This is a genomic window from Nocardia sp. NPDC004654 (assembly GCF_040609595.1).
In the GTDB taxonomy this organism is placed as follows: domain Bacteria; phylum Actinomycetota; class Actinomycetes; order Mycobacteriales; family Mycobacteriaceae; genus Nocardia.
Genome location: NZ_JBEXKI010000011.1, coordinates 22626 through 47947 on the forward strand (window position 1 = coordinate 22626; position 25322 = coordinate 47947).

30 protein-coding genes and 1 pseudogene are annotated in these 25322 nt (G+C 67.2%); 14 read left to right on the forward strand and 17 right to left on the reverse strand.

Annotated features, from left to right (window positions below; all coding sequences use genetic code 11):
• The first annotated feature begins 31 nt into the window (after nt 1-31).
• Entirely contained in the window at nt 32-1057 is a 1026-nt protein-coding gene (locus ABZV58_RS31065) for a DNA methyltransferase (RefSeq protein ID WP_355003755.1), read from the forward strand.
• On the opposite strand, the gene ABZV58_RS31070 is transcribed toward ABZV58_RS31065, so the two are convergent.
• The 3 genes from ABZV58_RS31070 to ABZV58_RS31080 are packed head-to-tail and all read right to left on the reverse strand — an operon-like array spanning nt 970 to nt 4056.
• Nucleotides 970-2655 (reverse strand): hypothetical protein, encoded by a 1686-nt coding sequence (locus ABZV58_RS31070; RefSeq protein ID WP_355003756.1) that lies wholly within the window; start codon nt 2653-2655, stop codon nt 970-972. The genes ABZV58_RS31065 and ABZV58_RS31070 overlap by 88 nt on opposite strands.
• 3 nt (nt 2656-2658) lie before the next feature.
• Nucleotides 2659-2982, reverse strand: coding sequence for a helix-turn-helix transcriptional regulator (locus ABZV58_RS31075; RefSeq protein WP_355003757.1), 324 nt, complete (start codon nt 2980-2982; stop codon nt 2659-2661).
• Nucleotides 2983-4056 carry a tyrosine-type recombinase/integrase gene (locus tag ABZV58_RS31080; protein ID WP_355003758.1) on the reverse strand — a complete coding sequence of 358 codons (1074 nt, stop codon included), beginning with the start codon at nt 4054-4056 and terminating at the stop codon, nt 2983-2985.
• Between the two features lie 275 nt (nt 4057-4331).
• On the opposite strand from ABZV58_RS31080, the gene ABZV58_RS31085 reads away from it, so the two are divergent.
• The 4 genes from ABZV58_RS31085 to ABZV58_RS31100 are packed head-to-tail and all read left to right on the forward strand — an operon-like array spanning nt 4332 to nt 10413.
• Entirely contained in the window at nt 4332-6845 is a 2514-nt protein-coding gene (locus tag ABZV58_RS31085) for a DUF87 domain-containing protein (RefSeq protein WP_355003759.1), read from the forward strand.
• Nucleotides 6846-6884: 39 nt separating this feature from the next.
• A complete protein-coding gene (locus ABZV58_RS31090) occupies nt 6885-7904 on the forward strand; it encodes a replication-relaxation family protein (RefSeq protein WP_355003760.1) in 1020 nt (339 codons plus the stop codon).
• A gap of 7 nt (nt 7905-7911) precedes the next feature.
• Entirely contained in the window at nt 7912-8919 is a 1008-nt protein-coding gene (locus tag ABZV58_RS31095; protein WP_355003761.1) for a bifunctional lytic transglycosylase/C40 family peptidase, read from the forward strand.
• A gap of 27 nt (nt 8920-8946) precedes the next feature.
• The gene (locus ABZV58_RS31100) at nt 8947-10413 is read left to right on the forward strand and encodes a cutinase family protein (RefSeq protein WP_355003762.1); all 1467 of its coding nucleotides are present in this window, start codon (nt 8947-8949) and stop codon (nt 10411-10413) included.
• A gap of 92 nt (nt 10414-10505) precedes the next feature.
• On the opposite strand, the gene ABZV58_RS31105 is transcribed toward ABZV58_RS31100, so the two are convergent.
• Both ABZV58_RS31105 and ABZV58_RS31110 read right to left on the reverse strand, forming a co-directional pair.
• On the reverse strand, nt 10506-10955 hold the full coding sequence (locus ABZV58_RS31105; RefSeq protein WP_355003763.1) for a hypothetical protein: 450 nt from the start codon (nt 10953-10955) through the stop codon (nt 10506-10508).
• Nucleotides 10956-11048: 93 nt separating this feature from the next.
• Nucleotides 11049-11483 (reverse strand): hypothetical protein, encoded by a 435-nt coding sequence (locus ABZV58_RS31110; RefSeq protein ID WP_355003764.1) that lies wholly within the window; start codon nt 11481-11483, stop codon nt 11049-11051.
• On the opposite strand from ABZV58_RS31110, the gene ABZV58_RS31115 reads away from it, so the two are divergent.
• Complete coding sequence (locus ABZV58_RS31115) at nt 11457-11867, forward strand: hypothetical protein (RefSeq protein ID WP_355003765.1); 411 nt, start codon at nt 11457-11459, stop codon at nt 11865-11867. The two genes, ABZV58_RS31110 and ABZV58_RS31115, sit on opposite strands and share 27 nt — an antisense overlap.
• Before the next feature lie 369 nt (nt 11868-12236).
• Here the strand turns inward: ABZV58_RS31115 and ABZV58_RS31120 are convergent, their stop codons facing one another.
• The 5 genes from ABZV58_RS31120 to ABZV58_RS31140 all read right to left on the reverse strand — a co-directional run bounded on the left by ABZV58_RS31120 (nt 12237) and on the right by ABZV58_RS31140 (nt 14438).
• Nucleotides 12237-12527 carry a hypothetical protein gene (locus ABZV58_RS31120; RefSeq protein WP_355003766.1) on the reverse strand — a complete coding sequence of 97 codons (291 nt, stop codon included), beginning with the start codon at nt 12525-12527 and terminating at the stop codon, nt 12237-12239.
• Nucleotides 12524-12805 (reverse strand): hypothetical protein, encoded by a 282-nt coding sequence (locus ABZV58_RS31125; RefSeq protein WP_355003767.1) that lies wholly within the window; start codon nt 12803-12805, stop codon nt 12524-12526. The genes ABZV58_RS31120 and ABZV58_RS31125 overlap by 4 nt, the downstream gene beginning before the upstream one ends.
• Nucleotides 12802-13740, reverse strand: coding sequence for a nucleoside hydrolase (locus tag ABZV58_RS31130; RefSeq protein WP_355003768.1), 939 nt, complete (start codon nt 13738-13740; stop codon nt 12802-12804). Before ABZV58_RS31130 ends, ABZV58_RS31125 begins: the two co-directional genes overlap by 4 nt.
• A gap of 147 nt (nt 13741-13887) precedes the next feature.
• Entirely contained in the window at nt 13888-14253 is a 366-nt protein-coding gene (locus ABZV58_RS31135; RefSeq protein WP_355003769.1) for a hypothetical protein, read from the reverse strand.
• On the reverse strand, nt 14250-14438 hold the full coding sequence (locus ABZV58_RS31140) for a hypothetical protein (protein WP_355003770.1): 189 nt from the start codon (nt 14436-14438) through the stop codon (nt 14250-14252). The genes ABZV58_RS31135 and ABZV58_RS31140 overlap by 4 nt, the downstream gene beginning before the upstream one ends.
• A 37-nt stretch (nt 14439-14475) precedes the next feature.
• On the opposite strand from ABZV58_RS31140, the gene ABZV58_RS31145 reads away from it, so the two are divergent.
• A complete protein-coding gene (locus ABZV58_RS31145) occupies nt 14476-14730 on the forward strand; it encodes a hypothetical protein (RefSeq protein WP_355003771.1) in 255 nt (84 codons plus the stop codon).
• A gap of 15 nt (nt 14731-14745) precedes the next feature.
• Here ABZV58_RS31145 and ABZV58_RS31150 read toward each other — a convergent pair whose 3' ends face one another.
• A complete protein-coding gene (locus tag ABZV58_RS31150; protein ID WP_355003772.1) occupies nt 14746-15216 on the reverse strand; it encodes a hypothetical protein in 471 nt (156 codons plus the stop codon).
• 155 nt (nt 15217-15371) lie between these two features.
• A complete protein-coding gene (locus tag ABZV58_RS31155; protein ID WP_355003773.1) occupies nt 15372-15731 on the reverse strand; it encodes a hypothetical protein in 360 nt (119 codons plus the stop codon).
• 90 nt (nt 15732-15821) lie between these two features.
• Between ABZV58_RS31155 and ABZV58_RS31160 the strand changes: the two genes are divergently transcribed.
• From ABZV58_RS31160 to ABZV58_RS31170, 3 genes are read left to right on the forward strand one after another with little or no spacing between them, the layout of a single operon-like run.
• Nucleotides 15822-16229: a helix-turn-helix transcriptional regulator gene (locus ABZV58_RS31160; protein WP_355003774.1), complete on the forward strand. Its 408-nt coding sequence runs from the start codon at nt 15822-15824 to the stop codon at nt 16227-16229.
• On the forward strand, nt 16180-16686 hold the full coding sequence (locus tag ABZV58_RS31165) for a DUF5753 domain-containing protein (protein WP_355003775.1): 507 nt from the start codon (nt 16180-16182) through the stop codon (nt 16684-16686). The genes ABZV58_RS31160 and ABZV58_RS31165 overlap by 50 nt, the downstream gene beginning before the upstream one ends.
• The gene (locus ABZV58_RS31170; protein ID WP_355003776.1) at nt 16683-17054 is read left to right on the forward strand and encodes a DUF397 domain-containing protein; all 372 of its coding nucleotides are present in this window, start codon (nt 16683-16685) and stop codon (nt 17052-17054) included. The genes ABZV58_RS31165 and ABZV58_RS31170 overlap by 4 nt, the downstream gene beginning before the upstream one ends.
• A gap of 48 nt (nt 17055-17102) precedes the next feature.
• Here ABZV58_RS31170 and ABZV58_RS31175 read toward each other — a convergent pair whose 3' ends face one another.
• The 5 genes from ABZV58_RS31175 to ABZV58_RS31195 all read right to left on the reverse strand — a co-directional run bounded on the left by ABZV58_RS31175 (nt 17103) and on the right by ABZV58_RS31195 (nt 21019).
• Nucleotides 17103-17786, reverse strand: a complete 684-nt coding sequence (locus tag ABZV58_RS31175; RefSeq protein ID WP_355003777.1) for an HAD family hydrolase — start codon at nt 17784-17786, stop codon at nt 17103-17105.
• A gap of 77 nt (nt 17787-17863) precedes the next feature.
• Nucleotides 17864-18313: an NUDIX domain-containing protein gene (locus ABZV58_RS31180; RefSeq protein WP_355003778.1), complete on the reverse strand. Its 450-nt coding sequence runs from the start codon at nt 18311-18313 to the stop codon at nt 17864-17866.
• 19 nt (nt 18314-18332) lie between these two features.
• Entirely contained in the window at nt 18333-18773 is a 441-nt protein-coding gene (locus ABZV58_RS31185; RefSeq protein ID WP_355003779.1) for an NUDIX domain-containing protein, read from the reverse strand.
• Nucleotides 18774-18779: 6 nt separating this feature from the next.
• The gene (locus ABZV58_RS31190) at nt 18780-20033 is read right to left on the reverse strand and encodes a DegT/DnrJ/EryC1/StrS family aminotransferase (RefSeq protein ID WP_355003780.1); all 1254 of its coding nucleotides are present in this window, start codon (nt 20031-20033) and stop codon (nt 18780-18782) included.
• On the reverse strand, nt 20030-21019 hold the full coding sequence (locus ABZV58_RS31195; RefSeq protein WP_355003781.1) for a Gfo/Idh/MocA family oxidoreductase: 990 nt from the start codon (nt 21017-21019) through the stop codon (nt 20030-20032). The genes ABZV58_RS31190 and ABZV58_RS31195 overlap by 4 nt, the downstream gene beginning before the upstream one ends.
• A 410-nt stretch (nt 21020-21429) precedes the next feature.
• Here ABZV58_RS31195 and ABZV58_RS31200 point away from each other — a divergent pair, with 410 nt between their 5' ends.
• From ABZV58_RS31200 to ABZV58_RS31215, 4 genes and pseudogenes are all read left to right on the forward strand, one after another.
• Nucleotides 21430-22647, forward strand: coding sequence for an XRE family transcriptional regulator (locus tag ABZV58_RS31200; RefSeq protein ID WP_355003782.1), 1218 nt, complete (start codon nt 21430-21432; stop codon nt 22645-22647).
• A 113-nt stretch (nt 22648-22760) separates the two neighbouring features.
• Nucleotides 22761-23522 carry an aminoglycoside phosphotransferase family protein gene (locus ABZV58_RS31205; RefSeq protein ID WP_355003783.1) on the forward strand — a complete coding sequence of 254 codons (762 nt, stop codon included), beginning with the start codon at nt 22761-22763 and terminating at the stop codon, nt 23520-23522.
• Between the two features lie 959 nt (nt 23523-24481).
• A complete protein-coding gene (locus ABZV58_RS31210; protein WP_355003784.1) occupies nt 24482-24871 on the forward strand; it encodes a hypothetical protein in 390 nt (129 codons plus the stop codon).
• A 143-nt stretch (nt 24872-25014) separates the two neighbouring features.
• Nucleotides 25015-25122 (forward strand): annotated as a pseudogene (locus ABZV58_RS31215) (maturase); the annotation flags it as partial.
• Nucleotides 25123-25322: the final 200 nt, after the last annotated feature.

Below are 25322 nucleotides of genomic sequence, written 5' to 3' on the forward strand. Positions count from 1 at the left end.
CCGCCCGAACTCTCACGCGAAGGACGCGCCCATGACTCTCGATCCCGCCGCCACCGACACCACCGACGTCGACTCCGCGATCACCGCACAGACCCCTCCGGCCGCGCGACCGGTGTCGGTGTGGGCGACGGCCCAGAGCGCACCGACCGCGCAGCGGCGGGGCCGCTACCACCCCGACAGCACCGCCCATCCCGCGAAGATGTTCCCGGCCATCGTGCAGCACGCCGTGACCACCTACACCCGTCCCGGGGACCTCGTGCTGGATCCGATGTGCGGGATCGGGACCACCCTCGTCGAGGCCCTGCATCTGGGCCGCCGCGCGGTCGGTGTCGAGTACGAGTCGCGCTGGGCGGAGCTGGCGCGCACCAACATCGAGCTCGCCCGCGAGGCGGGGATCGATCTCGACGCGAACGTCTACCACGGGGACGCCCGCAAGCTGGCGGACCTGATCCCGGCCGAGCTGCGCGGCCAGGTGAGTCTGGTGATCACCTCCCCGCCCTACGGCGACTCCCTGCACGGCCACGTGCGCGCCAACCGCACCCAACCGGTGCTCAAGTCCAACCACCGCTACGGCCAGGTCCTCGACCGGGGCAATTTGGCCAACGTCGGATTGGGCCGTCTGCTCTCGGGATTCACCAAGATCCTCGCCGGTGCCGCCGAATACCTCGCCCCGGGCGGGTATGTCGTGGTCACCGCGCGGCCGTGGCGTCAGCACGCCGAGCTGGTGCCTTTGCCCGCGCACTTGTTCACCTGCGCCGAGCTGGCCGGGTTGGTCCCGGTGGAGCGGTGCGTGGCGCTGCTCGGTCGCCTCAGCGAGGGCGAACTCGTCGCGCGCAGCTCGTTCTTCCAGCGCGACTTCATCGTCAAACAGCGCGCCGCGGGGCTGCCGATGCACCTCATCGCTCACGAGGACGTCGTGATCCTGCGCAAGCCCGAAAAGTCCGTGAGTTCGTTGGAACTCAAGCGTTTTCAACGCGAACCCAAGTATCGACCTGCCTCATTTTGGGGTACCGGCACTGGGGTTGGCAAGGAACCCGAGGGCGGCGTGGCGGCGTGAGTGTCGTCGAGGAGCTGGCGCGCGTTGGTGGCCCAGCGGATCGCCGTCGATGCGTCCATGCCGAACACGGCGGCCAGGTGCAGCGGGTCACCGCCACTGGCGAGTGCTTCGTCGAGTTGGCGGTCCAGGCGCAACCGTTCGAGTGTGGCCGCCAAGCCGCGCAGGTTCATCACATAGGTGTTGCTGACCGGTCCGGTGCGCAGGGCACTTTCCTTGCTGATCAGCAGGTGCCGGTTGGCGGTGTGTGGCCATCGAGCTCGACGGTGGTCGAGCCAGCGGTGCAAGACCTGGTAGGTCAGGTCGTCGATCGGGCGGGCATGGCCTGCGACGGTGAGGCGCCGGTTACCCAGGTCGACATCATCGAGCCGCAAGGCGCGGATGTGGTGCGGTCGGGCGGCATGGACCGCGGCGAGGATGACGCACAGTTTCGCCTGGGGCGTGTCGGCGACGACGATCGCGGCATCGATCTCGGCAGCGGTGAGCGGCTGCCAGATCTTCGGTGGCGGTTTGGGCAGCCGGATGCGGGCGCAGGGGTTTCGGAAGATCACGGCCTCGCGTTTGGCCCATCCGAACAGCGACCGCAATGCCGCCAGCGCATCGCAGCGCGCCGTGCCCACCAGCCCGTCGAGGTGGGCGAGGACATCGCCGCGGGTGACTTCCCGCAGATGGTCGTAGCGGTCCGACCACAACAGCAGCGCGGGCCGGGCAAGGCGGACGTAAGCGGTCGCGGTGCCCGGATGCCGAGGACGCCGGCGTGGGCCGCCCTCGCGCAGCACCATCGCCCAGGTGCGCACGTGGGCGGCCATTTCCGGCGCGAGCCCGTCGACTTTGGCATCGAGCCAGAGGTCGAACACCTGGGGCCGGTCCTCGGCGAGGACTCCCATGTCCGACAAGACGTCGATGACGTGGACCAGCGAGCCGCCGCCCCGTCCGCGGATGTGCCGGTGGAACTCCGAGACCCGCACCAGGTCACCGTCGGCATGGGTGGCCAGCAACATGATCAGATTCCGGTTCAGTGCGCGCCGCACCGTCTGGTCGAACCCGTGTGTCTCGGCCAGGGTGTGTGCCAGGTGCAGCGCCCAGGCAAGCCACGGATTCTCCGGTGCGGCAACCGATCTCAGATCGACACTGCCGGGCCGGAAGGTGCGTGGCAGATTCATCGGCAACACCAGTTGCGCACCGATATCGCTGGGCCGATACGCGGGCGGCGGAGGCGGTTTGAGCGGTCGTCCCTTCATGCCCCGGCGTCGGGTGATCGCGCGGGGGCACGCCTGCGGCCGATAGAGGTCGGCGAGAAACAGCTGGTGGTATCGGACGCGGGCCACATACGGTGCGAGAACGACACTGTCGCGGGCGTTTTCGGCGTCTGCGGCGCGATCGAGGCGGGCCTGGGACCAGCACAGGCGGCAGTAGCCGTCCTTGAGCGGCACACGTCGATCGCACGACGGGCAGTCGGCGACGCGGTCGCGGTAGCGGGCCGCGAGGTTGTAGCAGGCCAGACACACGCCCTGGGCATACATCAGGCCCCAGGCCAAGCATTCCGAGCAGCTGGTCACCTGCCGGGCGAGCTTGGCCCCGGTGCGGTCACGGCCGACCACGGCTCACCGAGGCGGGACCGAGCGACCGTCGCGGCGGCGGGGGACCACACGCGGTGGCGCGTTCACCGCAGCCGGATCAGCTTCGGCGTGCGGCTTCGGAGCCGCCACCGTGTCGGGCTCGGGAATCAGCAGTTCGGAGACCTGACAACCGAGCACGGCACAGATGACGTCGAGGTCGGCGAGTTTGATCGAGGCAGGCTGGCCGGACCACAGGTGCGACATCTTGCCCGCCGAGATCACCAGATCACGCTCGGCCAGCAGCCGCTGCAGCTCCGATGCTTGCCAGATGCCTCGGTTGGCCGCCGCCAGGCGCAGGTTCCATCGCATTCAGATCAGTCCTTCCCACCGAGCCGCCGCGCGCTGCTGCCCGGCGATCCAGGCGTCCTCGATGCGGCTGCGGTGCACGTGGACGTAACGCATCGTGGTCGCCACCCAGGCATGGCCGTACATCTCCTGGATCGAGATCAGATCCATCCCGTTCAGATAAAGCTGCGACGCGCAAAAATGCCGCAGCACATGGGGAGTCAGCCGACCCGCCCACGACGGCAGATGCTTCGCGGTCGCCTCGGCCAGCCCCGCGCGCAGCGTGTCGTAGCCGACTCGGCTCCGGCAGCCGGTCCCGGCCGCACGCTCGGACGGATACAGCGGCGCGCCGTGACGGGCGGGGTCGTCACCGAACTGGCCCCACACGTCGCGCACATACCAGCGCAACGCGCGGTCGGCGCCGCTGATCAACGGCACCATCCGCTCTCGCGGTCCCGACCCGCGCGCACCCTTCCCGACCCGGACATGGAGCTTGCCGAAACGTCCCAAGTCCCACCGGATGTCAGCCAGGTCCAAATGACGGGCCTCGTTGACCCGGATACCGACATCGGCCATCAACCGCGCCGCCGCGTAGTTACGGGCCATCGGCGCGAACTTGCGGCAGCTGGCCAATTCCTGCGCCCACCCGGCGAACAAGGTGTCGACCTCGGCCTCGGTCGGCGGGATACGCAGCCGGGCGTCTTTGCGTCCACGCGGGCGGTTCATCTCATCGATCGGGCACTCGACCACCCGCCCGGTCATCGCGTGCAACTCGACCTTGTGCCGCAGTTCCAGGAACTCGAAATACAGCGACAGCGCCGCCGCTCGCGCCAGCCGCGTTCCGCTGGGCGCTCCGCGCAGCACCCGACCGAAATAGGCGTCCGCGTCCGGCGGATCCATCTCCCACAGCGGACGGCCGAACCAATCCCGGATCTGCTCCAGATTGCTCAACTCGCCCCGAATCGTGCCATCGGTCAACCCGGCCGCGGACCTCGCCAACACCAGCCCAGCCAGCACGTCGGTCTCGAACGCCTCCAGCTCCTCCGGCGACGCCAACGGCCGATGCGACCGCAGATCCCGCACAACAGCAACAGCCAACCCACGCCCCTTGTCTTCAGAACACGCGAGAGGAGATCAGTGCTGATGAGGCTACTTCAGAAATCCCGAAGCAACGTCAACACGCCGAACGAACCAACGAAACCCAGCAACTACCTGGACAGGAGCTCACGGAGCTGCCAGATGACATCGAACTCAAGCGATGTCGTACTTACCACCGGTGCGGCTGAGCGGCGTCGCGCGAGTGGGCGGTTCCCTTTCGGCACCGTCGCGACGCTGCCGACCAGCGATGCCACCGGGACCGGATCGGTGGCCGCGTGAACACCACGCACAACCCCGAGCAGGGGTGGCTGTGCCGGGCGCTCCTCGCGCCCGGCCGGGCCGTGGCCGAGCTGACCGAAGCGGCCGAACATGCACTCGGGTCTGTCTCCGGGCTGGGCGTGGTCGCGGCCGTGCTCGGCGGCCTCGCCGCGGTGCGGATTCTGGCCGAGTGGCGTCGGCGCCGGCTGAGTGCACGTGCTCGCCAGATCACCGTGCTCACCCCACCCGAGGTCGACGCCAAAGGCGCACTCACCTTCTGGGCGCACCTCATCGGGCAGCTCCGCCCGGCTTGGGCCAGAACGCTGCTGGGACAACCACATCTCGGGTTCGAGTACACCGTCACCCCCGAGGAGGGAGCGGCGATCCGGCTCTGGGTACCCGGCGCGATCCCACCCGGGCTCATCGAACGGGCCATCGCCTCGGCGTGGCCCGGCGCGCACACCGACACCCTCGAACCCGCCCGAGCCCCGCTACCAGCCCCGGCGCGAGACGTGCGGCGGGTCGTGGCCGGAGGCGAGCTGCGGCTTGGCCGCCGCGAGGGACTGCCGTTGAGTACCGATCACTCCGGTGATCTCGTGCGGAACCTGATCACCGCCGCCGACGACCTCGCTCCCGGGCAGGCCGCGTGTGTGCAGATCCTGGCGCGTCCGGTCACCGGCCGCCGCGTCGCGCGAGCCACCCGTGCTGCGGCGGGCACCGGCACTCCGGCGGGAATCGTGACTGGACTGCTGCGCGAGGCCCTGAACCTGCTCACCCCCGGCATGAGCACCGTCCACGCATCCCACACCGCCGGTCGTATGGGAGACAGGCGGTCCACCGACCGCCAGACCTCGCTGGAATACAGCGCCGCCGCCCGCGCAGCAGCAGCCAAAGCGCGAGGGGCGCATTGGGAGACGGTCGTGCGCTACGCCGCCTCGATCCCGGTCTCCACCGACCCCGACGACACCAACCCGACCGCACAGGCGCGAGCGGTAGCGCGTGGCCGGGCCGATGCGCTCGCCACCGTGTTCGGGGCGTGCACCGATCACAACTATTACCGGCGTCGCCGTCGCCTGCGCCTCGAGCGGTTGATCCGGCAGCGGCGTCTCCGGCGTGGGGATGTGCTGTCGGTGCCTGAACTGGCCACGATCGCGCACCTGCCCACCGACGACGGTCTGCCCGGCCTGCAACGCGCCGGGGCGCGCGCCTTGTCCCCAGCGCCGGAGATCCCTGTCGGCGGGGAGTTCACGAAACCGTTGGGGATGGCCGACACCGGCACGCGTCGCCCGGTCGCGGTGAAGATCTCCGATGCCCGACATCACCTGCACATCCTCGGCCCGACCGGTGTCGGCAAGTCGACATTGTTGGCCCGCACGATCCTCGACGACGCCGAGGCCGGACGCGGGACGATCGTCATCGACCCCAAAGGCGACCTCGTCACCGACGTCCTGTCGCGGCTGCCCTCGCGCATGGGTGAGCGGGTGGTCCTGTTCGATGCCGACTCGGCCGCCCCGCCGCCGTGTGTGAACCCCCTCGACATCGGCCGGATCGGGCGCGCGGGAATGGATCTCGCCGTCGACAACCTCGTGACCGTGTTCCACCGGATCTTTCACCAGTGGTGGGGACCGCGCACCGACGACATCATGCGCGCCAGCCTGCTCACCCTCTGCGCACAACCCGGCACCGCCACACTGGCCGACCTACCCCGCCTGCTCACCGAGCCCGCCTTCCGCGCCCGGGTCACCCGCACCACACCCGATCCCGTGCTGCGCGGATTCTGGGACAGCTACGAACAGCTGTCCGACACCGGCCGAGCCCAGCTCACCGGCCCACTGTTGAACAAGCTGCGCGCGTTCCTGCTGCGCCCGTTCGTGCGCTCGGCCATCGCGGGCGGCCCCTCCACAGTCGAGTTCGCCGACATCCTCGACAACGGCGGCATCTGCCTCGCCCGGCTCCCGAAAGGCTCACTCGGAGAAGAAACCTCGCGGCTGGTCGGGTCGCTGCTCGTGGCGCGGACGTGGCAGGCAGTGACCGCGCGAGCCCGGGTACCCGCCGCCGACCGGCCCGACGCCGCCCTCGTGCTCGACGAGGCCCAGAACTTCCTCAACCTGTCCACCCCGATCGAGGACATGCTCGCCGAAGCCCGAGGACTGCGCCTGTCGCTGCTGCTGGCCCATCAGAACCTCGGCCAACTCTCCCGCGAACTGCGCGACGGCATCTCGGCCAACGCCCGCAACAAGATCGTCTTCGCCGTGTCTCCCGACGACGCCCGCGACCTGGCCCGCCACACCGACCCGTGGCTGTCCGAGCACGACCTGACCCACCTCGACGCCTTCCACGCCGCCGCCCGCCTGCTGGTCGACGGCCGCAACGCCAGACCCTTCACCCTCACCACCCGGCCCCTGGACCCACCGATCCCCGGGCGCGCCCGCGAGATCGCCGCCGCCGCCCGCGCTCGCCTCACCGCCTCATCACCCGCACCTGGCCACGACGAGCCGCCGGATCCCATCCGTGACCCTCGTCAGCCCTAGCCGATCGACTCACCCACTCCGAGAAAGGTTTCCGTACCGATGATCTCGCGTCCCGACCGACAAGCAGACAGCCGCCGACCCCGACCCGAGGCCCGGCCCGCCCGGTCCCGGCCGCTCGACATCACCGCGCTCGTCGCGCGGCTGACAGAGCGGGACCGCTGGATCCTGCGGATGCTGCACGAGCACCGTGTTCTGACCACCAACCAGCTCGCCGCTCTCGCCTTCCCCACCCCCGCCATCGCCTTGCGCCGTCTCACGCTGTTGCACCGCTACGGCGTGCTGGAACGGTTCCGGCCATTGCGGACCCGGGGCAGCGCACCGGTGCACTGGGTGCTGGCCCCTGCCGGAGCCGCCGTGCTCGCCGCCGAGGCCGGTATCACGGTGCGCGAGCTCGGCTACAACCACCAGCGCGCCCTCGCCGTCGCCCACAGCCTGCACCTGACCCACACCCTCGGCGTCGCCGACTGGTTCACCGCCCTGATCGCCCGAGCACCTCGCGACGAGCGCGGCCAACAGGCCCGCGTGCAGGCGTGGTGGTCGCAGACCCGCTGCCAGCGCCTGTGGGGAGACCTGGCACGCCCCGACGCTTTCGGCCGCTACAGCCACCCCGAGACCATGCTCGACTTCTTCCTCGAATACGACCTCGCCTCCACCACGTTGACCCGTGTCGCGGCCAAGCTGCACGGCTACGGCGAACTGGCCCGCACCACCGGCGTGATCACCCCGGTCCTGCTGTGGTTGCCGACCGCACTACGGGAGGCCAACGCGCGCACGGCGCTGCGCCGGACCTGGGAGCGACTTCCCGACCCCGAGGCCGTGCCCGTCGCCACCGCCGCCGCCGAACTCCTGCCCGCGAGCCCCGAAGCCAGCCCCGCCGAGCAACTGTGGATGCCGCTAGACACCGACACCGACCGCAGGCGCCTGCACGAACTCCCCGCTCTCTGGTCCCGGCGAACCCCACCCACCACCAGCGTCGACACCGAGCCCGCGCCATCACTGAACGGACTCGTCGTCCTCGCCCCGCCGCCCCCACAGCCACCGGCCTCCGAGCTTTGGTGAGGTAGCGATGCTGGTCAAGGCACTCTCGGCGGGCTGCGCGGCGGTCGTGTTCCTCACGGTCGTGATCGCGGCCGTGGTCAGCGCCGTCGTGGTGTTCGACCAAGCGCTCATCGCTCCCGCCCCGGGGACCTCGATTGGCACCGGCTCGACCCCGAGTACCGAAGCCCAACAAGACATCCCGACCGAGATCCTCGTGCTCTACCAGGCCGCTGCCGGGGACTGCCCCGGGTTGGACTGGTCGGTGCTCGCCGCGATCGGCAAGATCGAAACCGACCACGGCCGCTCACCCCTCCCCGGGGTGTCCTCCGGCGAGAACAGCTCCGGGGCGGGCGGTCCGATGCAGTTCCTGGCCCCGACCTTCGACTCGGTGACCGCCCGGCATCCTCTGCCTGCCGGTGGTGCGAGCCCGCCCTCGCGCTACAACCCCTCCGACGCGATCCACGCCGCCGCGTTCTACCTGTGCGACTCCGGCGCACCCGAGGACATGTACAGCGCGATCTTCGCCTACAACCACGCCGACTGGTACGTCGACCAGGTCCTCGATCAAGCCGCCCGCTACCGCGCCACCGACACCACCTCCGGCGGCGACTGCCAGACCGCCTCACCGCCGAACCCGACTGCCGCGCAGGTGATCTCCTTCGCCTGCGCCCAGCTCGGCCTGCCCTACGTGTGGGGTGGCAACGGGCCCGAGGTCAACGGCGGCTGGGACTGCTCCGGCCTCACCCAAGCCGCCTACCGAGCCGCCGGGATCTCCATCCCCCGCACCACCTACGACCAAGTCCACACCGGCACAACCATTTCCGAGGACAGACTCGCCCCCGGCGACCTGCTGTTCTACAGCACCGACGGCGACGTCCACCACGTCGGCATCTACCTCGGCGGCGGCCAGATGGTGCACGCACCCACCTTCAACGAGCCCGTCCAGATCTCGCCGTACCGGTGGCCTGGCGACGACTACTACACCGCCACCCGACCCACCCCAGCTCACAACAACGACTCCCGCGCCGTCCCCTGACCACCACCGCACGAACGGAGAAATCTCATGCACCGCAACCACACTCGAACCGCCCGCGCCCGTCGCGCCGCACACGCGGCACTGTGCGCGGCCATCGCCACCACCACCGTGACGGCCGGTGTCGCCGCCGCCGAACCCACCACCGGCCCGACCGGTACCCAGTGCCCGCGCTGGACCGCGCTGCTGGTACCGGGCACCTACGAGACAACCCCCACCACCACCGGGCAGACGACACCCGGGATCCTCACCCAGCTCGGGGACTCGCTGACCGCCCGCTACGGCAGCGACATCGCCGTCCGCACCCTCGCCGCGCCGACCACGGGTGCCGGGTCCGTGAGCGGACAGGAACTCACCGCGACGGTCTCGGCGCTGTGCTCGGACACGCGAGTCGTTTTGGCCGGCTACGGCCAGGGCGCCGAGGTCACCGGTGACCTCGCCACCACCATCGGCAACAAACAGGGCCCGATCCCCGCCGCGCGCGTCGTGGCCGTCGCGCTCGTCTCCGACCCTCGCCGAGACCCCGCCACCACCCAGCTCGGCACCACGGTCTCGGGGCAGGGCGTCACCGGTCCGCGCTCGCAGAGCTTCGGCGAGCTGACCGACCGGGTCCGTACGCTCTGCGCCGAGGGCGACCCCTACTGCTCGACCACCGCGGAGTCGTCTCCGGTGCTCGCCGCGGTGAGCCGCGCTCTCGCCACCGCCACCTCCGCCTCGGCCACATCCACCCCGGCCCCGACGCGGGACTCGACCACGACCGCAGCCCCCACGACCTCGGCGCAGGTCCCCACCGCCACGACGAGCGCACCGGCCACGACCACCAGCACAACCTCGACCGGGCAGCTCAGTGCTTCGCAGGTTCTCGCGCAGGTGGTCACCGTGCTCAACGGGCTGGCGAGCTTCACCGCGAACGTACCCGCGATCGTGGCCGACCTCGGCCAGCTGCCGGGCCTGCTCACCGCCGGGGACCTGCGTGGCCTCCACCGCGTCTCGGGCGACCTGAACAACCAGTTCGCCCCGCTGGTGCAGTTGGCGGCCGGACTCGACCTGCGCCTGGTGGCTCGCGCGCTGACGATCGCGGCCCCGCTGGACAGCTCCGGGGTCGCCCTCATCGCCGCCGAGATCGTCGGTGTGCTGTCCGGTCTCGACATCACCCGCATCGCCGCCGACATCGGCCGTGCGCAGGAGATCGCCTGGACAGCCGTGGAAACCCTCGCCTACGGCGACCCCGTCGCGGCTGTCCTGGCGCTGACCGGCCTGGCACCGATCGCCGCCGATCTCCTCTCGGCCACCGCCAGCGCGTTCACCGGCACCCAGTTCCCCATCCTCACCCAGACCTACACCACCGCCAGGGCGGGCACGGCGGGCACCACCACCGGCACAGGCGTTGCGGCCCCGCAGAACGGCGACACGGCCGTGTTCCCGGCCACCGGCTACGACACCGCCGCGCCCGTGCTGACCGACTGGATCGAACAGGCCATCGACCGCACGAAGTAGCCGCCGCACCGCCCCGCACAGCGCACAGCGAAACGGCCGGTGGTGCCGAGCGAATTGCTCGGCACCACCGGCCGTTTCAGTGCGTGGACGGGCTAGGAGATGAGCGGGTGCACGGCGGACGGGGTGAACGCGGCGGGGTCACCGGTGGACCGGAACCGCCACGACGGCAACACCTTCGGCACCGCGTCGGTGTCGTCGCTGGTGTCACCCTCGGCGCGTCCGGTCACCGGGGCCGGGATCGCGGCGACGACCGCGCGGGCGGCGGCATCGGGATCGGAGAACGAGGTGCCGGTCAGCGGCCCCGTCATGATCCGCACAGAACCGGTGTAGGGGAAGAACTCGCCCTCGGTCCGGTGGAGCCGGTAGCGCAGCATCACCGGCACCCACGGCACCAGAGCCGGGAAAACGGGCATGCTGAGCTCACGCACGGCCACGTCCGCGATCTCGAGCCACAATGCGAGGCTGTCGGGGGCCTGTGTGGAATTGGCGAACACCTCGTGCAGGGACGAGGCCAGGAGGGCCGGGGTGGGAATGGAGTACATGGTCGAGCAACCTTTCTCAAGAGATACATTGAGAGGCGCGGTGTCGGACTCCCCGGAGGTAGGCACTCCGGGGATTCCGGCATCGCCCCATCGTCAGGACGCGAGAGTGAATTTCTTGGGGGCCGTGCCGGTCTGGTGAGCGGTCCCGTGCTTGGTCAGGGTGACCAGGGCGTTGTGGACCGCGCCGCTGGACCGGTCGAGGGCCTTGCCGATCTGGTGCGGGGTGAACTCCTCTCCGGGGTTGTCGCGCAGGAAATCCTCGACCTGTCCCCGCAACGCACCGGCGGGCAACCGCTCCACCGTCGACTCCGCGTTGGCCGCTGCCGCGTCGTCGGCCGCGACCGGTGCCGCCGGGGCCGGGGTGGCGGGATCGTCGCCCGTGGGGCCAGCTACCGCCGTCTCCGGCGCGCTGTCGGGCACGGGGTCGGCCGGAGCCGGGGCGACCTCGACGACCTCGCCACCCGCGATGTCCTCGCCGTCTACGTCGATCCTCTCCGGACCGTGCTGGTCGGCAACCGGATTTTTCACCGCATGGTGCCCGGCCTCGCCGAGGCCGACAACAACCTCAGCCTGTGGATGTTCTCCCCCGCCGCCCGCGACAGCATCGACAACTGGGACAGCGAAATCCGCCACACCGTCGCCATCCTGCGCGGCACGTTCGGGCGATACCGCGACCACCCTCAAGCACAATCGCTGTTCCGGAAACTGCGAGCCATCCCCGAATTCTGCCGCCTCTGGGACTCCACCCCCCTGCAGGTCGCCTACGGATGCCGCCGCCTGGCCCCGATCAACCTGCACGCGCCCTGCACCAACCAACCCCTCTCACTGAGCCTCGAGATCAGCGAAGACGGCGAATGCCCCGACATTCTCATCGCCTACGGCCTCTTCGACACCCGCGCTATCGCCTGCTGAGAACACCACCCCGGAACACAACCAAGACCCGGCAGTCGCGGTGAGACCTGCGGGTAACCCATCCGAACGATCTCACCGCACGCCGACGACCTCGACAAGGGTCGTCGGCCGCGCGGAGGCGTGATCGGATGGACACCTGTCCTGGAGGGGACTTCCGGATTCCACGCGGGTGTCCTGGAATGCACAGCCGGCGCCGGATCTAGCGGGGCGGATCCCGCCACAGCCACGGCGGCAGCGTGTACTGCTCAACCGCCTCGTCATCGGCCAGTTCACCATTGGGGCCGCGACACCCCGGCCTGTCGAGCATGATTGCCCGCAACAGGCGAGCGAGCAACACCCAGGTGCGGGCCACTACTGTGGGCTGCGAGGTCATTTCCCCTCCCCGAGCTGGGCGAGCCGGTGGTATTCGCGGAGGCTGTCGACGAGGTGGCGATCGAGTTCGCCGAACTCCGCCGCCGAAGACACTTCGGCGGCGGGCAGGTGACCGTAGTTCTCCTCGAGTGTGTCCAGAGCCCGGCCCTGGACTTGGCATTGGTGCGGGCAGGCGTGATGGAGGCTCAGTGCCGTGATCGCGGCGTCGGTGGAGAGTTCGCCGGGATCGGTGAGGCAGTCGCCAAAACCGGCTACCTCATCGCGGGTTTGCGGATTCGGACGCGTCATGACACCACCGACACCTGTCCCGCGCGGTCGTCGGCGATTCGCCAGCCGCTCCACGGGCAAAGCCGGGCATCCCAGGTCGGATGTTGACGAATCCTGTTCTCGGCCACCGTGACCGTTCCGCACAGCACCGCCGGGCAGGCCACGGTGATCAACCGGCCTGTTTCGTCGAACTCGGCGCGTCCGCAGTCGGCGTACAGCCGCAGCCAGCTGGTCGCAGGCGGTGACGCGGTGGAGGGGTCCGGGTGCCGGTGTGTGTTGAGCCAGCGTCGCCAGTTCACGCGCACACCGCCTCGTGCATCCAGTCGAGGAATCCGTCGTAGTCGACCTCGAGGGAGACCTCGATTGGTCGACCGTTGGGGTCGCGGTGCAGGCGGGCGTCGCGGCCGATGCGGATCGGTTCGCGGCCGAAGGTCACGAATGGCAGGTCGAGGGCGGCGCTGAGGGTGAGGGGGTCGTGCATCCAGGAGCCGGGTCGGCGGGTGAACCACATGCTGAAGTGGGCCGCCAGCAGGCTCGCCCATGCCGGGGCGGTCGGTTCGGACAGGCGCCGCACCAGCGCCCACTCAGGGGTGACGCGGATGAGTGGGGAGTTGGTGTGCTCGGACAGCACCAACCGCGGAGTGCGAAGCACGCGCAGCGCCACACCCGCGGAGGTGGGGTCGGTGTGGAAGTTGTGCGAGGCGCGCGTCTTGTCGCGGTAGTGATCCAGCCATCCGCCCATCTGCGTCACCGCCAGACGCTCGGCCATGTCGGGGACATGGGTGAGGACGGCGCTGAGGTTGGACATCGGTCCCATCCCGACCCACCGGATCGGTCTGGTCGCCGTTGTGCACAGTCGGGCGATGTCGTCGTTGAGCTGATCGATCCGGTCGGTCAGCTCCTCCCCGGCAGTGTCGGGATGGCGCGGGGCGCCCGGCCCCTGGTCGGCCAGGAACCGGTGCTCGCCGCCGAGGTCGAGCCCGCCGATGACCGGGACATCGGTGCGGTCCATCAGGTCCAGCAGCTGGCGGGCTAGGCGGGCGCGGCGCCCACGGGTCTCATCGGCGGTGACGACCGCCAGGTGGGGCACCGTCCGGGCCGCGATCACCAGAGCCACCAAATCGTCAGGGTCGTAACCGATATCGGTGTCGAGAATCACCAGAGCATCGGTCGGGTCGGTGATCGGTGACGTGGAGTCTGGGGTGGTGGCAGGGTGGTGCCGGTCGTCGAACATGCGGTGTTGGTGCTCCTTGTCGTGTGGTTGTTCGCCCCGGCACAGGTGTGGCTCTGCGCGTTGCGGGTGGCCCCGCGGCCTGTTCATGGGGAAGTCGTGGTCACGGGTAGTCGGCGGATGCCTTGGGCGAGTTCCTCGGCTAGGTCCTCATAGCCGTCGGCGAGTTCTTCGAGGAAGTCGGCGAAGTCGTAGAACAGCTCGTCGTGTGTGGCAGAGAGCGCGGTGTACGTCAGAACGGTCAGCTGGGCGAATCACCTGCCCCATCGTGTGGGTGTGCACGCGTGCCGCCGCGAACGGCACCGGCGTCACCATCAGCACCCAGCAGTCGATGGCCGACATCAACCTGGCGCGGTGGGCGTCGATGGCGTCCAGTCCGCAGAGCGGGGTGTGCTCGCGGGTCTGATGCAGCACCGCCAGTTCGAGGGCGGCGTCGAGGATCGGGTCGTCCTGGATCGGTGGGAAGCCTCGGCAGGCGGCCAGGATCGCGTCCTTGCTCGGGAGTCCGTGGGTCATCGGCGGTGATCTCCCAGGGCGGGCAGTCGGCGTGCGCGGTGGATCACCTCGGTGATCAGGTCGGTGTAGCCGTCGACCAGCTCGGCCAGCCGATACCAGGCCGCGTGCACGCGCGGGTCGGCCGGATCGACAGTCATCAGCAGGTGATAGGCGCGCACCTGCGCTTCGGCGAGCCGGTCGATCACCGCACCCAGGGTCTCGGTGTGCAGGGGTCGCGGCCGGATGCGGCACCGGCAGGTGATCGGCCACCCACACATCTACCGCGAGCACGAAATCGTCACGGCAGCATCGCCGCTCATCGACCGCTCCAGTGAGCCGATGCTGATGAACGAGACCGAGCTGGTGGGCGAGCGTTTCCAGCGGGTGGACGCCGATGTGATGACCGCGGATCGCCGACAACAGCGCCTCACCCGAGGGGAACCCCGAGGTGGCTTGTTCAGCGCCAGCCAGCTCCGGCGCCCGCGCAGCTGGATCTGATGTGGGTCGCATCGGTCACCGCCACACCGTGGCAGCCTCAGGCCGGGCGATGACCTGGCGGGCTACGGCGATCACCGAAGACCGCGACGGCATCGTCTTCGCGTTCACCGGTGGCGACACCCAATACCACCCGGTCGGGTGATCGGTCATCGGAAGCCACACCCGCTGACCGGACTCCAAGATCCGAACACCGCGTTCCTCAAGCTGGGCTAGGGTGTGCACACCGAGCTTGCCGCCCCACGCGGAGCCGACCAGGAAACTCCATTCCCGTTGTGGCCGTTGGTAGCTCAGGATCGGTATCGACAGCCACCGGCTCTCCTCCTCAAGGAACGCGCGCACCTGCGCGCCGAGCCCAGCGGGCATCACCACCACCCCCAGGGCGGGTGTCGCGGTCAGCGATACCCGCCCGTAGGAGCACGACACCGCGAACCCCAACCCGCGATACACATACGCCACCTCGTGAGCGGAATGGCAACGCTCGAACATTCACCGCTCCTTCCGGTGACGCCCACCCGGTTCCGGCGCGACGCGCAGACGGGACACCGCCGCCTGCCGAGCCTCCGCCGCGACACGACGGCCCTGGGCTGCGCCGGTACTGAACAACGCGATCGTTCGAGCGCGAGCCAACGCCTGCTGCTGCGTCACCTGGAAACCCCCAGCCAGAAGGCGAGGCGCCTACCGAACCCCTCCGATGGAGGCGGCGGCCACGGGCATTCCGCTGCCGCCATCCCGGCGATTTCCAAAACCGTCAACCCCAACGAGGCCGCGCATGCCCTGACCACGGTCAGCTCCTCGGCCGCACGTAGGGCAGCGAGGGCCTGGTCGATCGACACTGTTCGGCCGGGCAAGTAGCTCACCACCCATCCGCCCGTACTGACGGATCGTGCTTGATGAGCCGTTTCGTCACTCAACATGAGCGAGTCGTCAACAATCCGCACCGCCATGTCCACCCTGCTTCCCGTCTGGCCGACCGGGGTCAGCCGATGGTTGATGCTATGCATCGATTTAAGCTTAAATTCACGAGTAACGCTACGGATACGTCGGAGATTCATGCGGTAGCTTGTGCCCAACGACTGCTGAGGAAGGAAGAGATGCGCGACGAACGTTTGGATCCGTCAGCGCTGCGCTTCCTGGTCGGGCACGACCTTCGTGAAGCGCGTGAGCAGGCGCGTATCAAGCAAGCCGATGCCGCGCGGCACATCGGGTGCACGCCAGCGAAGCTCAGCTATATGGAGAGCGGCAAGACCCAGCAAGCGCCCGACGAAGTCGCTGCGCTCCTCCGCTTCTACAACGTTCCAGTCGAGCACGTCGACCGAACCGTCACGCTGGCTGGCCGCGCCGATCATGGAACGTGGTGGACTCCGTTCGGGGAAGTGCTGCCCGATTGGTTCAAGACTTTCGTCGGCCTCGAAGGTCTGGCAACCCGACAGTTCGAGTACGCGGACGGTCATGCCTGGCCAGCTTCAAACTCCCGCATATGCGACCGCGCTCCTCGGTGACAGTCTCCACATTCCGCCCATGGATCTGGCGCAGGCGGTGCGAGCACGTATGGCGCGCCAGCGCATCGATGGGACCGACAATCCTTTACAGCTCGGGGCGGTCGTTGAAGAGGTCACGCTGAATCGACCGATCGGTGGCCCGGCTGTAATGCGCGAGCAGCTTGAGCATCTGCTCGAGGTGATGGAGCTGGACAACGTCGAATTGCAGGTCCTTCCAACCGAGGTAGCGGTGCACGAGGGTCTGCCTGGGTCGTTCATCGTGCTGGAATTTGCCGAGGCCCGCGGGATTGCGTACGTCGAGTACCACACCGGCGCTCTCTACTTGCAGGATCGGCCGCAAGTAGACTTGTACTCGCTGGTTGCTGATCGGCTTCGTGACAAGGCGCTATCAGCCGAAGGCACGGCCAAGCTGATCAAGCGCCGGATATCGCACTTCAAGACCATGGAGCGACAATGATCACCGAAGTCCGCCAGGGTTGGCGGAAGAGTTCGTTCAGCAACAACGGCGGCGCGTCATGCGTCGAGGTCAACTTCGTCGGCGACCAAGCGCTCCTGCGTGACAGCAAGTACCTCCGCGATCCGGCAAACGACCCCGCCGTCCAACCGGTAATAGCTATGCCTGCCAGCCTCTGGCCGATCTTCTGTGATCACTCCTTGCGGTTGGCGGAGAGCCAGGTCGCTGGCGTACCGATGATCAAGCGTCGAGACGATGGCTGGGTCACTGTGAGTAGCCCCGAAGCTGGAAGAATCCAGCTGACCTTCACGCCCGACGAATGGACTGCTTTTACCGCAGGCATCCGTAACCACGAGTTCATCGCCGCCTGATTTCTCCATCGTCGCGTTCGCTGACGAGGTCACCCGGAGGGTGGCAGCTCAACCTTGATGCTCGTTGTGCTTGCGCACGAGATCAGGCAACTCAGAGAGGGTGTCGAGGCAGAAGAGGCTGAGACCCTCGATGTCCGTGCCCAAGATCTGATGCGCGGTATCGGCGCGCAGGATGTGTCCCCACGGCCCGCGCCGGATTACCGCGGCGTTGATGCCGAGTTCGATGGCCGGGCGAAGGTCGTTGTCGACGCGGTCGCCAACGTAGAGGATCCTCTCCGCTGGAACTCCCGCTTCAGCGATCAAGCGCTCGAAGAACGCCGTTGAGGGCTTGCTAGCACCCCAACTCTCAGAGGTGCCGAGGATATCGGTCGGCAGTTGCAGATCCCGAAGGATGCCTTCGGCGCGAGCGGTCTGGTTACCGGCGATACCGACCGTCAGTCCCTGCGCACGGAGCGCTGACAGGCACGGTCGTACATCCGTATACAGGTCCTCCTCGCCGAACCATTCCGGTTGGCCAGCTGCGGCTCGTCGCTCTCGTTCAGCAGTGAGGTCGAAGCCCGGCCGGAAGATCTGAAAGGTCTCGCGGTAGTCCTTACCCTGTGCGATTACGGCACCGAAGGCGGCTGAAAAGGTGTGCCGGGGGATCCCGAGCCAGTCCGCCCAGGTGCCGTACTCGCGGGTTTCGTCAACCAAAACTTCACCGACATCAACGAACACCGCGTCGATCGCCATGGCAGCCAGACTAGAGCTACGGCCCCAGGCGTACAGAGGTACGCCTGGGGTTGCGGTCGAAGCGATTCGCGTTGACTTCAGTGGCCATGGCCGTACCACACCGAGCGGGCACCTGTGGTGATGATGTCCTTGACAGGGCTCGGGCGCAGATCTGCGGTCGCAAGCTGATCCATTGAGAGCCAATCGAACTCCAGATGCGGTTCATGACTGCAGGGTTCGCCGTGAATGGTCGCGTCGAACACGAGGTTGATCTCGTGACGGGTTGTTTGAGCATCATCGACGTAACCATGCTCCACGACACCGGCCAGGCCGAGGATTGTGATACTGGTTCCCAGCTCTTCTGCGATCTCCCTGATGAGTGCAGCCTCGACCGCTTCACCGGGTTCGACATGCCCGCCGGGCAGGAAGGTCCACCTCCTGCCGCGTTCTCGCGCCACGAGTAGCCGATCACCCTCACAGATGACAGCACGTGCGATGACTTCGGTTGTGGTAGCTGGCATCTGGTTCCCAACTTCAGATCGGAACATCCGGTCAGCGCTCGTGCATCTACAGCCGTTGGTAGAGCGCGAGCACTTCCTTCACGGCCTCGCTCACCGGTGGGTCTTCTCCCTCGGTGATCCAGGTGTAGGCGTCGTGTTCTGTCAGCTGGATCGGCTCGGGGTCGGCCACGTCGACCGCGAAGTTGAACTGTCGGCTCTTCTTGCCGCTGCCCGACTGGTAGTCGAACTCTCCCAGGTAGCCGCGGATGCCGGTGATGTCGAGTCCGGTTTCTTCCTTGACTTCACGGATCAGCGCTTGGTCGATCGTTTCGCCGGGATCGACTTTGCCGCTGGGGAGTTCCCAGAGTCCGCCCATGAAGTCATCTGCGGGGCGTTGCAGGAGAAGCACTTTGCCGTCGTAATGGACGACTGCGCCGACCACCAGCTGCTGAACGCCGTCGCGTTGCGCGTCCAAGGAGAGATTTTCCAGCAGAACGGTATCGATCATGTGTTCTTATCCTTTCAAGTCCGAGTGGTGCTCGATGACCTTGTCGATGGCTTCGATGTAGCGATCGACCAGCGCGAGGTCTTGTTCGCGGTGCCAGACCGGCAGTTTCAGGGTGGTGTGGTGGATCTGCTCGGCTCGCGGGTAGTCGCCAGGAGCGTAGGACAGTCTGCCCGCGAAAGCCGGAAACAGAGGGCCGGGGTGCTGGAAGAGTTTCAACAGGTTGAGGGGGCAGGTGGAGCCGGGGCGGTCGATCTCGGCGCAGCCTTCGGCCTGCAGGGCGGCGTGGAATCGTTCGACGGGCACACTATCGAAGAACTCGTCGTCGTACCGAAGCGTCAGCCCGTACCAGGACGGTCGTATCCCGTCCCCAGGCCATGTCACGGTGATGCCTGACGTCTGTTCGAAAGCTTCAGCGATGTGCTCGGCGATGTACTGGCGTCCCGTCAGGTAGTCGTCCAAGCGTGAAAGCTGTTGCAGGGCAATCGCCGCCGCAATCGGGTGTATGCGGTGTTTGAGGCCCATGCCGGTCACTGCGTAACTGTTGAGTTCGATCTCCGGCGGTATCTCGTTGCGGCATCGTTTGTTGTACTGGCCGTGCAGCAGGACGCGGTGATACACCTCCTCGTCGTCGGTCAGGATGAATCCGCCCTCACCCGCGGACAATGGCTTGGGGCCGTTCATGCTGAATGCCGCGGCGCGACCGAACGTACCGACCTTCTGGTCTCCAATACTGGCTCCGTGCGCGTGGGAGGCGTCTTCGAGCAGCTGCAGCCCGTATTTGTCGGCAAGGCGTCGCAAGCTGCGAACTTGGGCGGGCATTCCCCACATGTGGGTGACCACGATGGCTTTGGTGCGGTCGGTGATGCGTCGAGACAGGTCCGCGGGATCCAGGTTGCCGCTGTCGTCGGCTTCGGCGAGGACCGGGGTGGCGCCTAAGTGCAGCAGTGGCGTCGCGGTGGCGAAGAACGTGTAGGCCGGGACGATCACCTCATCACCAGGGCCGATGCCGCAGGCGAAATACATCGAGTAGAGCGCGGCGGTTCCCGAGCTGGTGAGCACCGCGTAGCGAGTGTCGAAGTAGTCCTGTAGGGCGTCCTCCAGCCGTGCCACGACGCCCGATCGGTCGTAGACGGAAATGGCTTCGTCGAGCTGATCGACGACGGCGGCGATGCTCGCGTCTGTGAGTGGTGGCCACGAAAAGTGCGGCGCCTTTTGACGAATGGACGACGGTCCGCCGAGTAGCGCGAGCGGTGAGGTCACAGGAGCTCCTGGGGGTCGATGGGTGTGCGGGTCCGCGCAGCCTCGTAGCAGGCGGCGACGAAGGCCAGGTGGGGGAGGTTGTCTTCTGGGCCGCTGAGGTTGGGGCGGGTTCCGTCGATGACACGGCGGAAGTAGTCGATCTGGCATGCTGCAGCTGAAGGCCAGGCTTGTTCGCGGCGAAGAGACTCGATGACCTCGCCGTCGTTGGAGAGCCGACGGATACAGCCTCGCTCGAGATGAACAATTCCCTCGGAGCCGACGAGCCGGATCTCCTCGGTCTTGGGCCCGATGAAGCGTGACAGCAACAGCGAGCCGTACAGGCCGTTGTCATAGGAAAAGTGCACCAGCGCTGTGTCTTCGGCGTCGTAGCAACGATCAGGGCGCGCGTTGACCGAGATGTCGGCGGAGACTCGATCGGGAAGCCCGAAGTACCACAAGATCAAGTCGATGAGGTGATAGCCCAGATCGATGATGCAACCTCCTCCAGCCTGGGCGGTCACGCCGCGCCAACCTTCGGAGGGGTCATCAACGTGGAGGGTGTATCGAGCATCTACCAGAAACGGCGTCCCGATCTGGTCAGCGAGCTGGGGAAAGCTGTTGTAGATCGGGTTGAAACGCCGCTGCAGCGTGACCATCAGATGGATGCCCGACTCCCGGCACAACTGCGCCAGCTCGACGGCTTCGAGAAGATCAGTTGCGAACGGCTTTTCCTTGAGCACATGGACGCCGTGCTCCGCCGCCGACTCGATGACCGACCGTCCCACGTCGTGAGGCACGCAGACGACGACGAAGTCTAGATTTTCGCCCTCGAACATCTCTCGGAAGTCGACATAGCCCGCGGCCTGCCGCAGAGCTCGCTGTTCGGAGACTACCGTCGCATTCTCATCACAAACGGCCACGAGATCGACGGTGCTCGAAGCCGCGAGAGCGGGAAGATGATCATTGATCGCTTGTCGGCCGAGTCCCACAACCCCGGCCCGAAGCACGGTGCGCCCGACCGTAGCAGGGCGCTGGGTGCGCCACGATGGTTGTACCTCGGTCCGGCCCGCTGCCCGCGGCATCAGTGTGCCCGCGACGGTTTCTCGCGATGGTTGGCATGATCTCATGGGTCCCCCCAGTCGATGAGCAGCTGTGAGCAGGCAGCACCGCCGACGTTTCGGTGGCGCGCCAGTGGTCCCGTCCAGAACCTCTACTTCCAGACTCGACCGTCAGCCAGCCCCGGAAGAGGGCAAGTTACGGGGCAGATAACGCCTCGCCTGCCAACGAGCACACTCTGACTAGACTGAGCCAACCGACACTGGTGAGGGGGCGCATGCGACCAAACGTGCAGCTACAGCGGCGGCGAGAGTCCACACCGTCGCGGATCTCACCTGGGCGGACAATGAGCCGCCCAGAATTGGCTGAGGCCGTCAACGACTACCTCTGGCACAAATACGGCCAGCGGCGAGAACTCGACGCACACACTATTGCCCGCTACGAACGCGGCGCTGTCCGATGGCCGAACCAGAGCTATCGCGAGGCGCTCAGCGCCGTTCTGAACGCCACCGAGAGCGAACTCGGATTCGTGCCAACCCGGCGCCGCCGCGCGCAAGATCACGGCCCGGACGGCACACTGGCGGTGAACCTGTTCAGTCCGTTCGACCTCGCCGTCGTACCCGGGAAATACCTGCAGCCTGGTGTCGCGGAGGGCAAACCGGTCATCCGCGTCGGTGTGAGCGAAGTAGAGCAGGTCCAACGCGCCACCCGTGAGGCCGCATCCCAAGAGAACCTGCACGGCGGCGGCGCAGCCAACGCCGACGCTGGCGAGCAGTTGGCTCGCTTCATCCCCTACCTCGATGGACGAGCTTCGCCGACCGCTCGACGTGCTCTGCTCGAAGCAGTCGGAAACCTTGCCGGCGTCGCCGGATATGCCGCGTTCGACATCGGCGACTATCAACTCGCCGAACAGCGATTTCGCCTCGCCCTCTGGTGCGCCGACACCGCCGGATCCTGGGAACTGCGAGCCAGCACACTGGCCGACATGGCGCGGAAAACCGCCTACGTTGGCAATCCCGACGGCGCGCTGTCACTGATCGAGCTCGCCCAAGTGCGCTCAGATCGCCTGTCGGCCACCGCTCGTGCCATGTTGAGCGCCCTGCGAGCCCAGTATCTGGCCACACTCGGACGAACCGACGACGCGCTCACCGAAGTCGCTCGAGCCGACGAACACTTCGCAGACCGCTCCCCCGGCACTGATGCGCCCTGGCTGTGTTTCTACGACGAAGCCGAGCATCTCGGCAGTACCGGCAAAGCACTGATGCCGGTCGCCCGAACACGTAAACGCCTCGACTTGGCAGCCGTCAGGATCCGGCGAGCCGTCGCGCTACAGGGGTCTGCATACCCACGTTCGCGCACGTTCTCCCTGACCCGGCTGGCAATCCTCACCATGCAACTCGATGATCCGAGAGAGGCCGCGAACCTCGGTCTGCAAGCGGTAGAACAGGCAATCTCCTTTCATTCAGAGCGAATCCATGGCGAACTTCGCGCGCTGGCTGCCGCGGCGGCGCCACGACGGCGACTGGCAGAGGTGGCTGAATTGCGCAACAGCATCGCCGACACGGTGGCGGCACGGTGACTCCAGCTCGGGACCTCTCAACAGCGGATGTGCTCGCAAAGGCCGCTAAGACCGTCGGGATCGAACTCCACGACGCCGAACTCATTCGAGAGGGCTCACACGCGCTCTACCGGGTGGGTGACATCGTCGCCAGGGTCGGGCAACCCGGCACCGCCGACGCTGCTCGCCGGGAACTACGAGTTTCGCAGTGGCTCAATGAATCTGGCATACCAGCCGTCGAGTCAGTTGCGGATTTGAGACAACCTGTCATCGCCGCCGACCGACCCGTCACCTGGTGGCGCCGGATCCCAGACCACCGACCATCCACTCCAGGCGAACTCGGAGCAATGCTGCACGAACTCCACCAGCTGACCGCGCCCACCGACCTCGCACTGCCAGCCTACGAACCTTTCGCAGGACTTTACGATCGCCTTTCGACGGCCGATGCGGACAGTCGACAGTGGCTACTTCAGCACTACACCGAGCTGCGCACACAATATGGCGAGGTGCCGACACCACCGGCTCTCGGCGTCATCCACGGCGACGCCTGGCAAGGCAATCTCGTCGTACCGCGATCCGGTCCTCCGACGGTCCTCGACCTCGACAAGGTATCTCTCGGGCGACGCGAGTGGGATCTCATCCAACTCGCGGTCGACTACACCGACTTCAACCGCATCACCGCGCAGGAATACCGCGCCTTCGTAGACGCGTACGGCGGCTACGACATCACAACCTGGCCCGGCTTTCGGCTGCTCGCCGACATCCAGGAACTGCGATGGGTCGCCTTCGCCATCGAACGCTCTCGAAACAGCCCCCAGGCGGCCGCGCAGGCAGCACACCGGATCGCTTGTCTGCGCGGGGAAGTGGCACGGCCGTGGCGGTGGAACGCGCTGTAGCGGCGGCCTCGGGCAGCAAGCGGTGGAACCTGTGTCGGGGGGACTCCCGGCGATCGACAGCCCGGGGATCGGCGCGGTCAACCTTGTCAGCCGATGGAGTGGTCCGCACCTTCACGTCGACCGAGCGGCTCGTGTTCACCGGCGGCATCGGCGACGGCGAATTCGCCGCCGCTTGATCATTGGGCCAGCTTGCTCTCGCGAGGTGGCACGGGCCTAATAGGGCTTGCACGCCGTAGTTTTACATTTAGCGGAAATGGTTCTCAGCCGAACCTACTGCGCTGCTGCGGACCAGGTCGCACGGCGGGCCACCACTCCATTCTGAACGCCACCACCCCTACCTGCGGCTCCAAGCGCTCGCGGAATACCCGCACCTGGGCTGGGCATGGCTCACCGGCCGCGCTGCCGAACTCGCCGACCACGGCGCCTCGGGATTCACCAGGCCCCGCAATCGACTCCTTTCGCTCACCGGCCTTGATCGCGCATGTCAGTTTCTTGCGGACTACCCTCGCGAAGATCGCTAGGCTGCCGAGGTGTCCACAGCGGAAACCACCCGCCGCGTTACCGCAAACACCGGTAATTCTCTGCGGCGACGCCGCCACGCCATCCCCCTGCTGCGCCGCGAGGCGCCCGCGAAACCATCGAAGATGCACTCATCCTGCGGACTACCCTCGCGAAGATCGCTAGGCCGCCCGGGGTGCCCACAGCCGAAACCACCCGCCGCGTTACGGCTTCACCCCTCGGCGGCACCATCGCCAGGTCGACCACCGAGCACGGCGGCGTCGCTCCCGCCCTGTCGGCTGAGAAACCGCTCGCCGCGGTACCCAGGTGGTCGCTGTTGTCGCATCTTCGTCGCTGGTCCCAGCGATCGTCGCCGTGGGCGCGAATCCCTGGGTGGTCCGACCGACCACTGCGCTAGCGTCGATGTAGATCAGGACGTCGAAGGAAGGACAATCAGCAGAATGACCACGGATGACGACCGTATCGCCGAGTACGAAAATCGACTCGCAGAGGTCTATCAGCCCGAGCTGGACTTGCTCGCGAGTCGTCTAAAGGTCTCGGGCGAGATCGTCAACACTGGCGGCGGCTGCATGGCGATCGAAGCGACCCTCGGACAGGTCTCGGGCACGGACCACCCCCTAGTACTGACGGTCACGACCGTTGATGCGGGCCTCGCCGAGGAACGCGACGAGATCGTGCACTGGTACGCGTGTCTCTACGATGGCGAAGAAGGTGGCGAGGCCCTTGCGGATGGACACGATCTCAAGTCCTTCGACACAGCATGCAATCTCGCACTGGACAATTTGCGCCAAGGGATCCCGCCATCCGACACACTCTGCAGCTGCCTATAGGACTGTTCTCGGCGGGAAGTCGTCCGTCGCTTGCTCCGGCAGCAGGATCTGGCCACGCTGTACCCCATCGACCAACGCATCGAATGACTCGACACACCAGAATAATTCGACAGTGTCACGTTCCTGGCATTCGGGAAATGCCCTCGGCGGACGGGATCGAACTGTTCAACCTCGGCCGGGTGCCGACTACGCGATACCGGTACCGCGGCAACCAGATCCCCAGTCCCTGGGTCATGGCCAACCACACCTGACGGCCGAAACCGTGGAGAGCCCGTTGCATCGAGAGGTGCACGGCGGGTTCGGCGAGCGGCTCGCAGAAACGGACCCATCGACGAGAACTTCCGCCGGTTCCTCTGGCGGGCCCACATCCCGCACGGCGGACGGGGTCGTGGCCAGAGGAAACTGCGCGGTTCAGTCTGGCTGAACCGAGCCGCACAGCATGCCCCTACTA

Bases quoted from the DNA above. Each gene is read 5' to 3' on its own strand.
- ABZV58_RS31150 (WP_355003772.1), bottom strand. From the start codon at position 15,216: ATGTTCGAGCGTTGCCATTCCGCTCACGAGGTGGCGTATGTGTATCGC.
- ABZV58_RS31170 (WP_355003776.1), top strand. From the start codon at position 16,683: ATGATCACCGAAGTCCGCCAGGGTTGGCGGAAGAGTTCGTTCAGCAAC.
- ABZV58_RS31100 (WP_355003762.1), top strand. From the start codon at position 8,947: ATGCACCGCAACCACACTCGAACCGCCCGCGCCCGTCGCGCCGCACAC.
- ABZV58_RS31160 (WP_355003774.1), top strand. From the start codon at position 15,822: ATGCGCGACGAACGTTTGGATCCGTCAGCGCTGCGCTTCCTGGTCGGG.
- ABZV58_RS31130 (WP_355003768.1), bottom strand. From the start codon at position 13,740: ATGTTCGACGACCGGCACCACCCTGCCACCACCCCAGACTCCACGTCA.
- ABZV58_RS31155 (WP_355003773.1), bottom strand. From the start codon at position 15,731: ATGCATAGCATCAACCATCGGCTGACCCCGGTCGGCCAGACGGGAAGC.
- ABZV58_RS31120 (WP_355003766.1), bottom strand. From the start codon at position 12,527: ATGACGCGTCCGAATCCGCAAACCCGCGATGAGGTAGCCGGTTTTGGC.
- ABZV58_RS31165 (WP_355003775.1), top strand. From the start codon at position 16,180: ATGCCTGGCCAGCTTCAAACTCCCGCATATGCGACCGCGCTCCTCGGT.
- ABZV58_RS31095 (WP_355003761.1), top strand. From the start codon at position 7,912: ATGCTGGTCAAGGCACTCTCGGCGGGCTGCGCGGCGGTCGTGTTCCTC.
- ABZV58_RS31090 (WP_355003760.1), top strand. From the start codon at position 6,885: ATGATCTCGCGTCCCGACCGACAAGCAGACAGCCGCCGACCCCGACCC.
- ABZV58_RS31175 (WP_355003777.1), bottom strand. From the start codon at position 17,786: ATGGCGATCGACGCGGTGTTCGTTGATGTCGGTGAAGTTTTGGTTGAC.
- ABZV58_RS31185 (WP_355003779.1), bottom strand. From the start codon at position 18,773: ATGATCGATACCGTTCTGCTGGAAAATCTCTCCTTGGACGCGCAACGC.
- ABZV58_RS31105 (WP_355003763.1), bottom strand. From the start codon at position 10,955: ATGTACTCCATTCCCACCCCGGCCCTCCTGGCCTCGTCCCTGCACGAG.
- ABZV58_RS31145 (WP_355003771.1), top strand. From the start codon at position 14,476: ATGCGGCACCGGCAGGTGATCGGCCACCCACACATCTACCGCGAGCAC.
- ABZV58_RS31065 (WP_355003755.1), top strand. From the start codon at position 32: ATGACTCTCGATCCCGCCGCCACCGACACCACCGACGTCGACTCCGCG.
- ABZV58_RS31210 (WP_355003784.1), top strand. From the start codon at position 24,482: ATGACCACGGATGACGACCGTATCGCCGAGTACGAAAATCGACTCGCA.
- ABZV58_RS31135 (WP_355003769.1), bottom strand. From the start codon at position 14,253: ATGACCCACGGACTCCCGAGCAAGGACGCGATCCTGGCCGCCTGCCGA.
- ABZV58_RS31075 (WP_355003757.1), bottom strand. From the start codon at position 2,982: ATGCGATGGAACCTGCGCCTGGCGGCGGCCAACCGAGGCATCTGGCAA.
- ABZV58_RS31180 (WP_355003778.1), bottom strand. From the start codon at position 18,313: ATGTTCCGATCTGAAGTTGGGAACCAGATGCCAGCTACCACAACCGAA.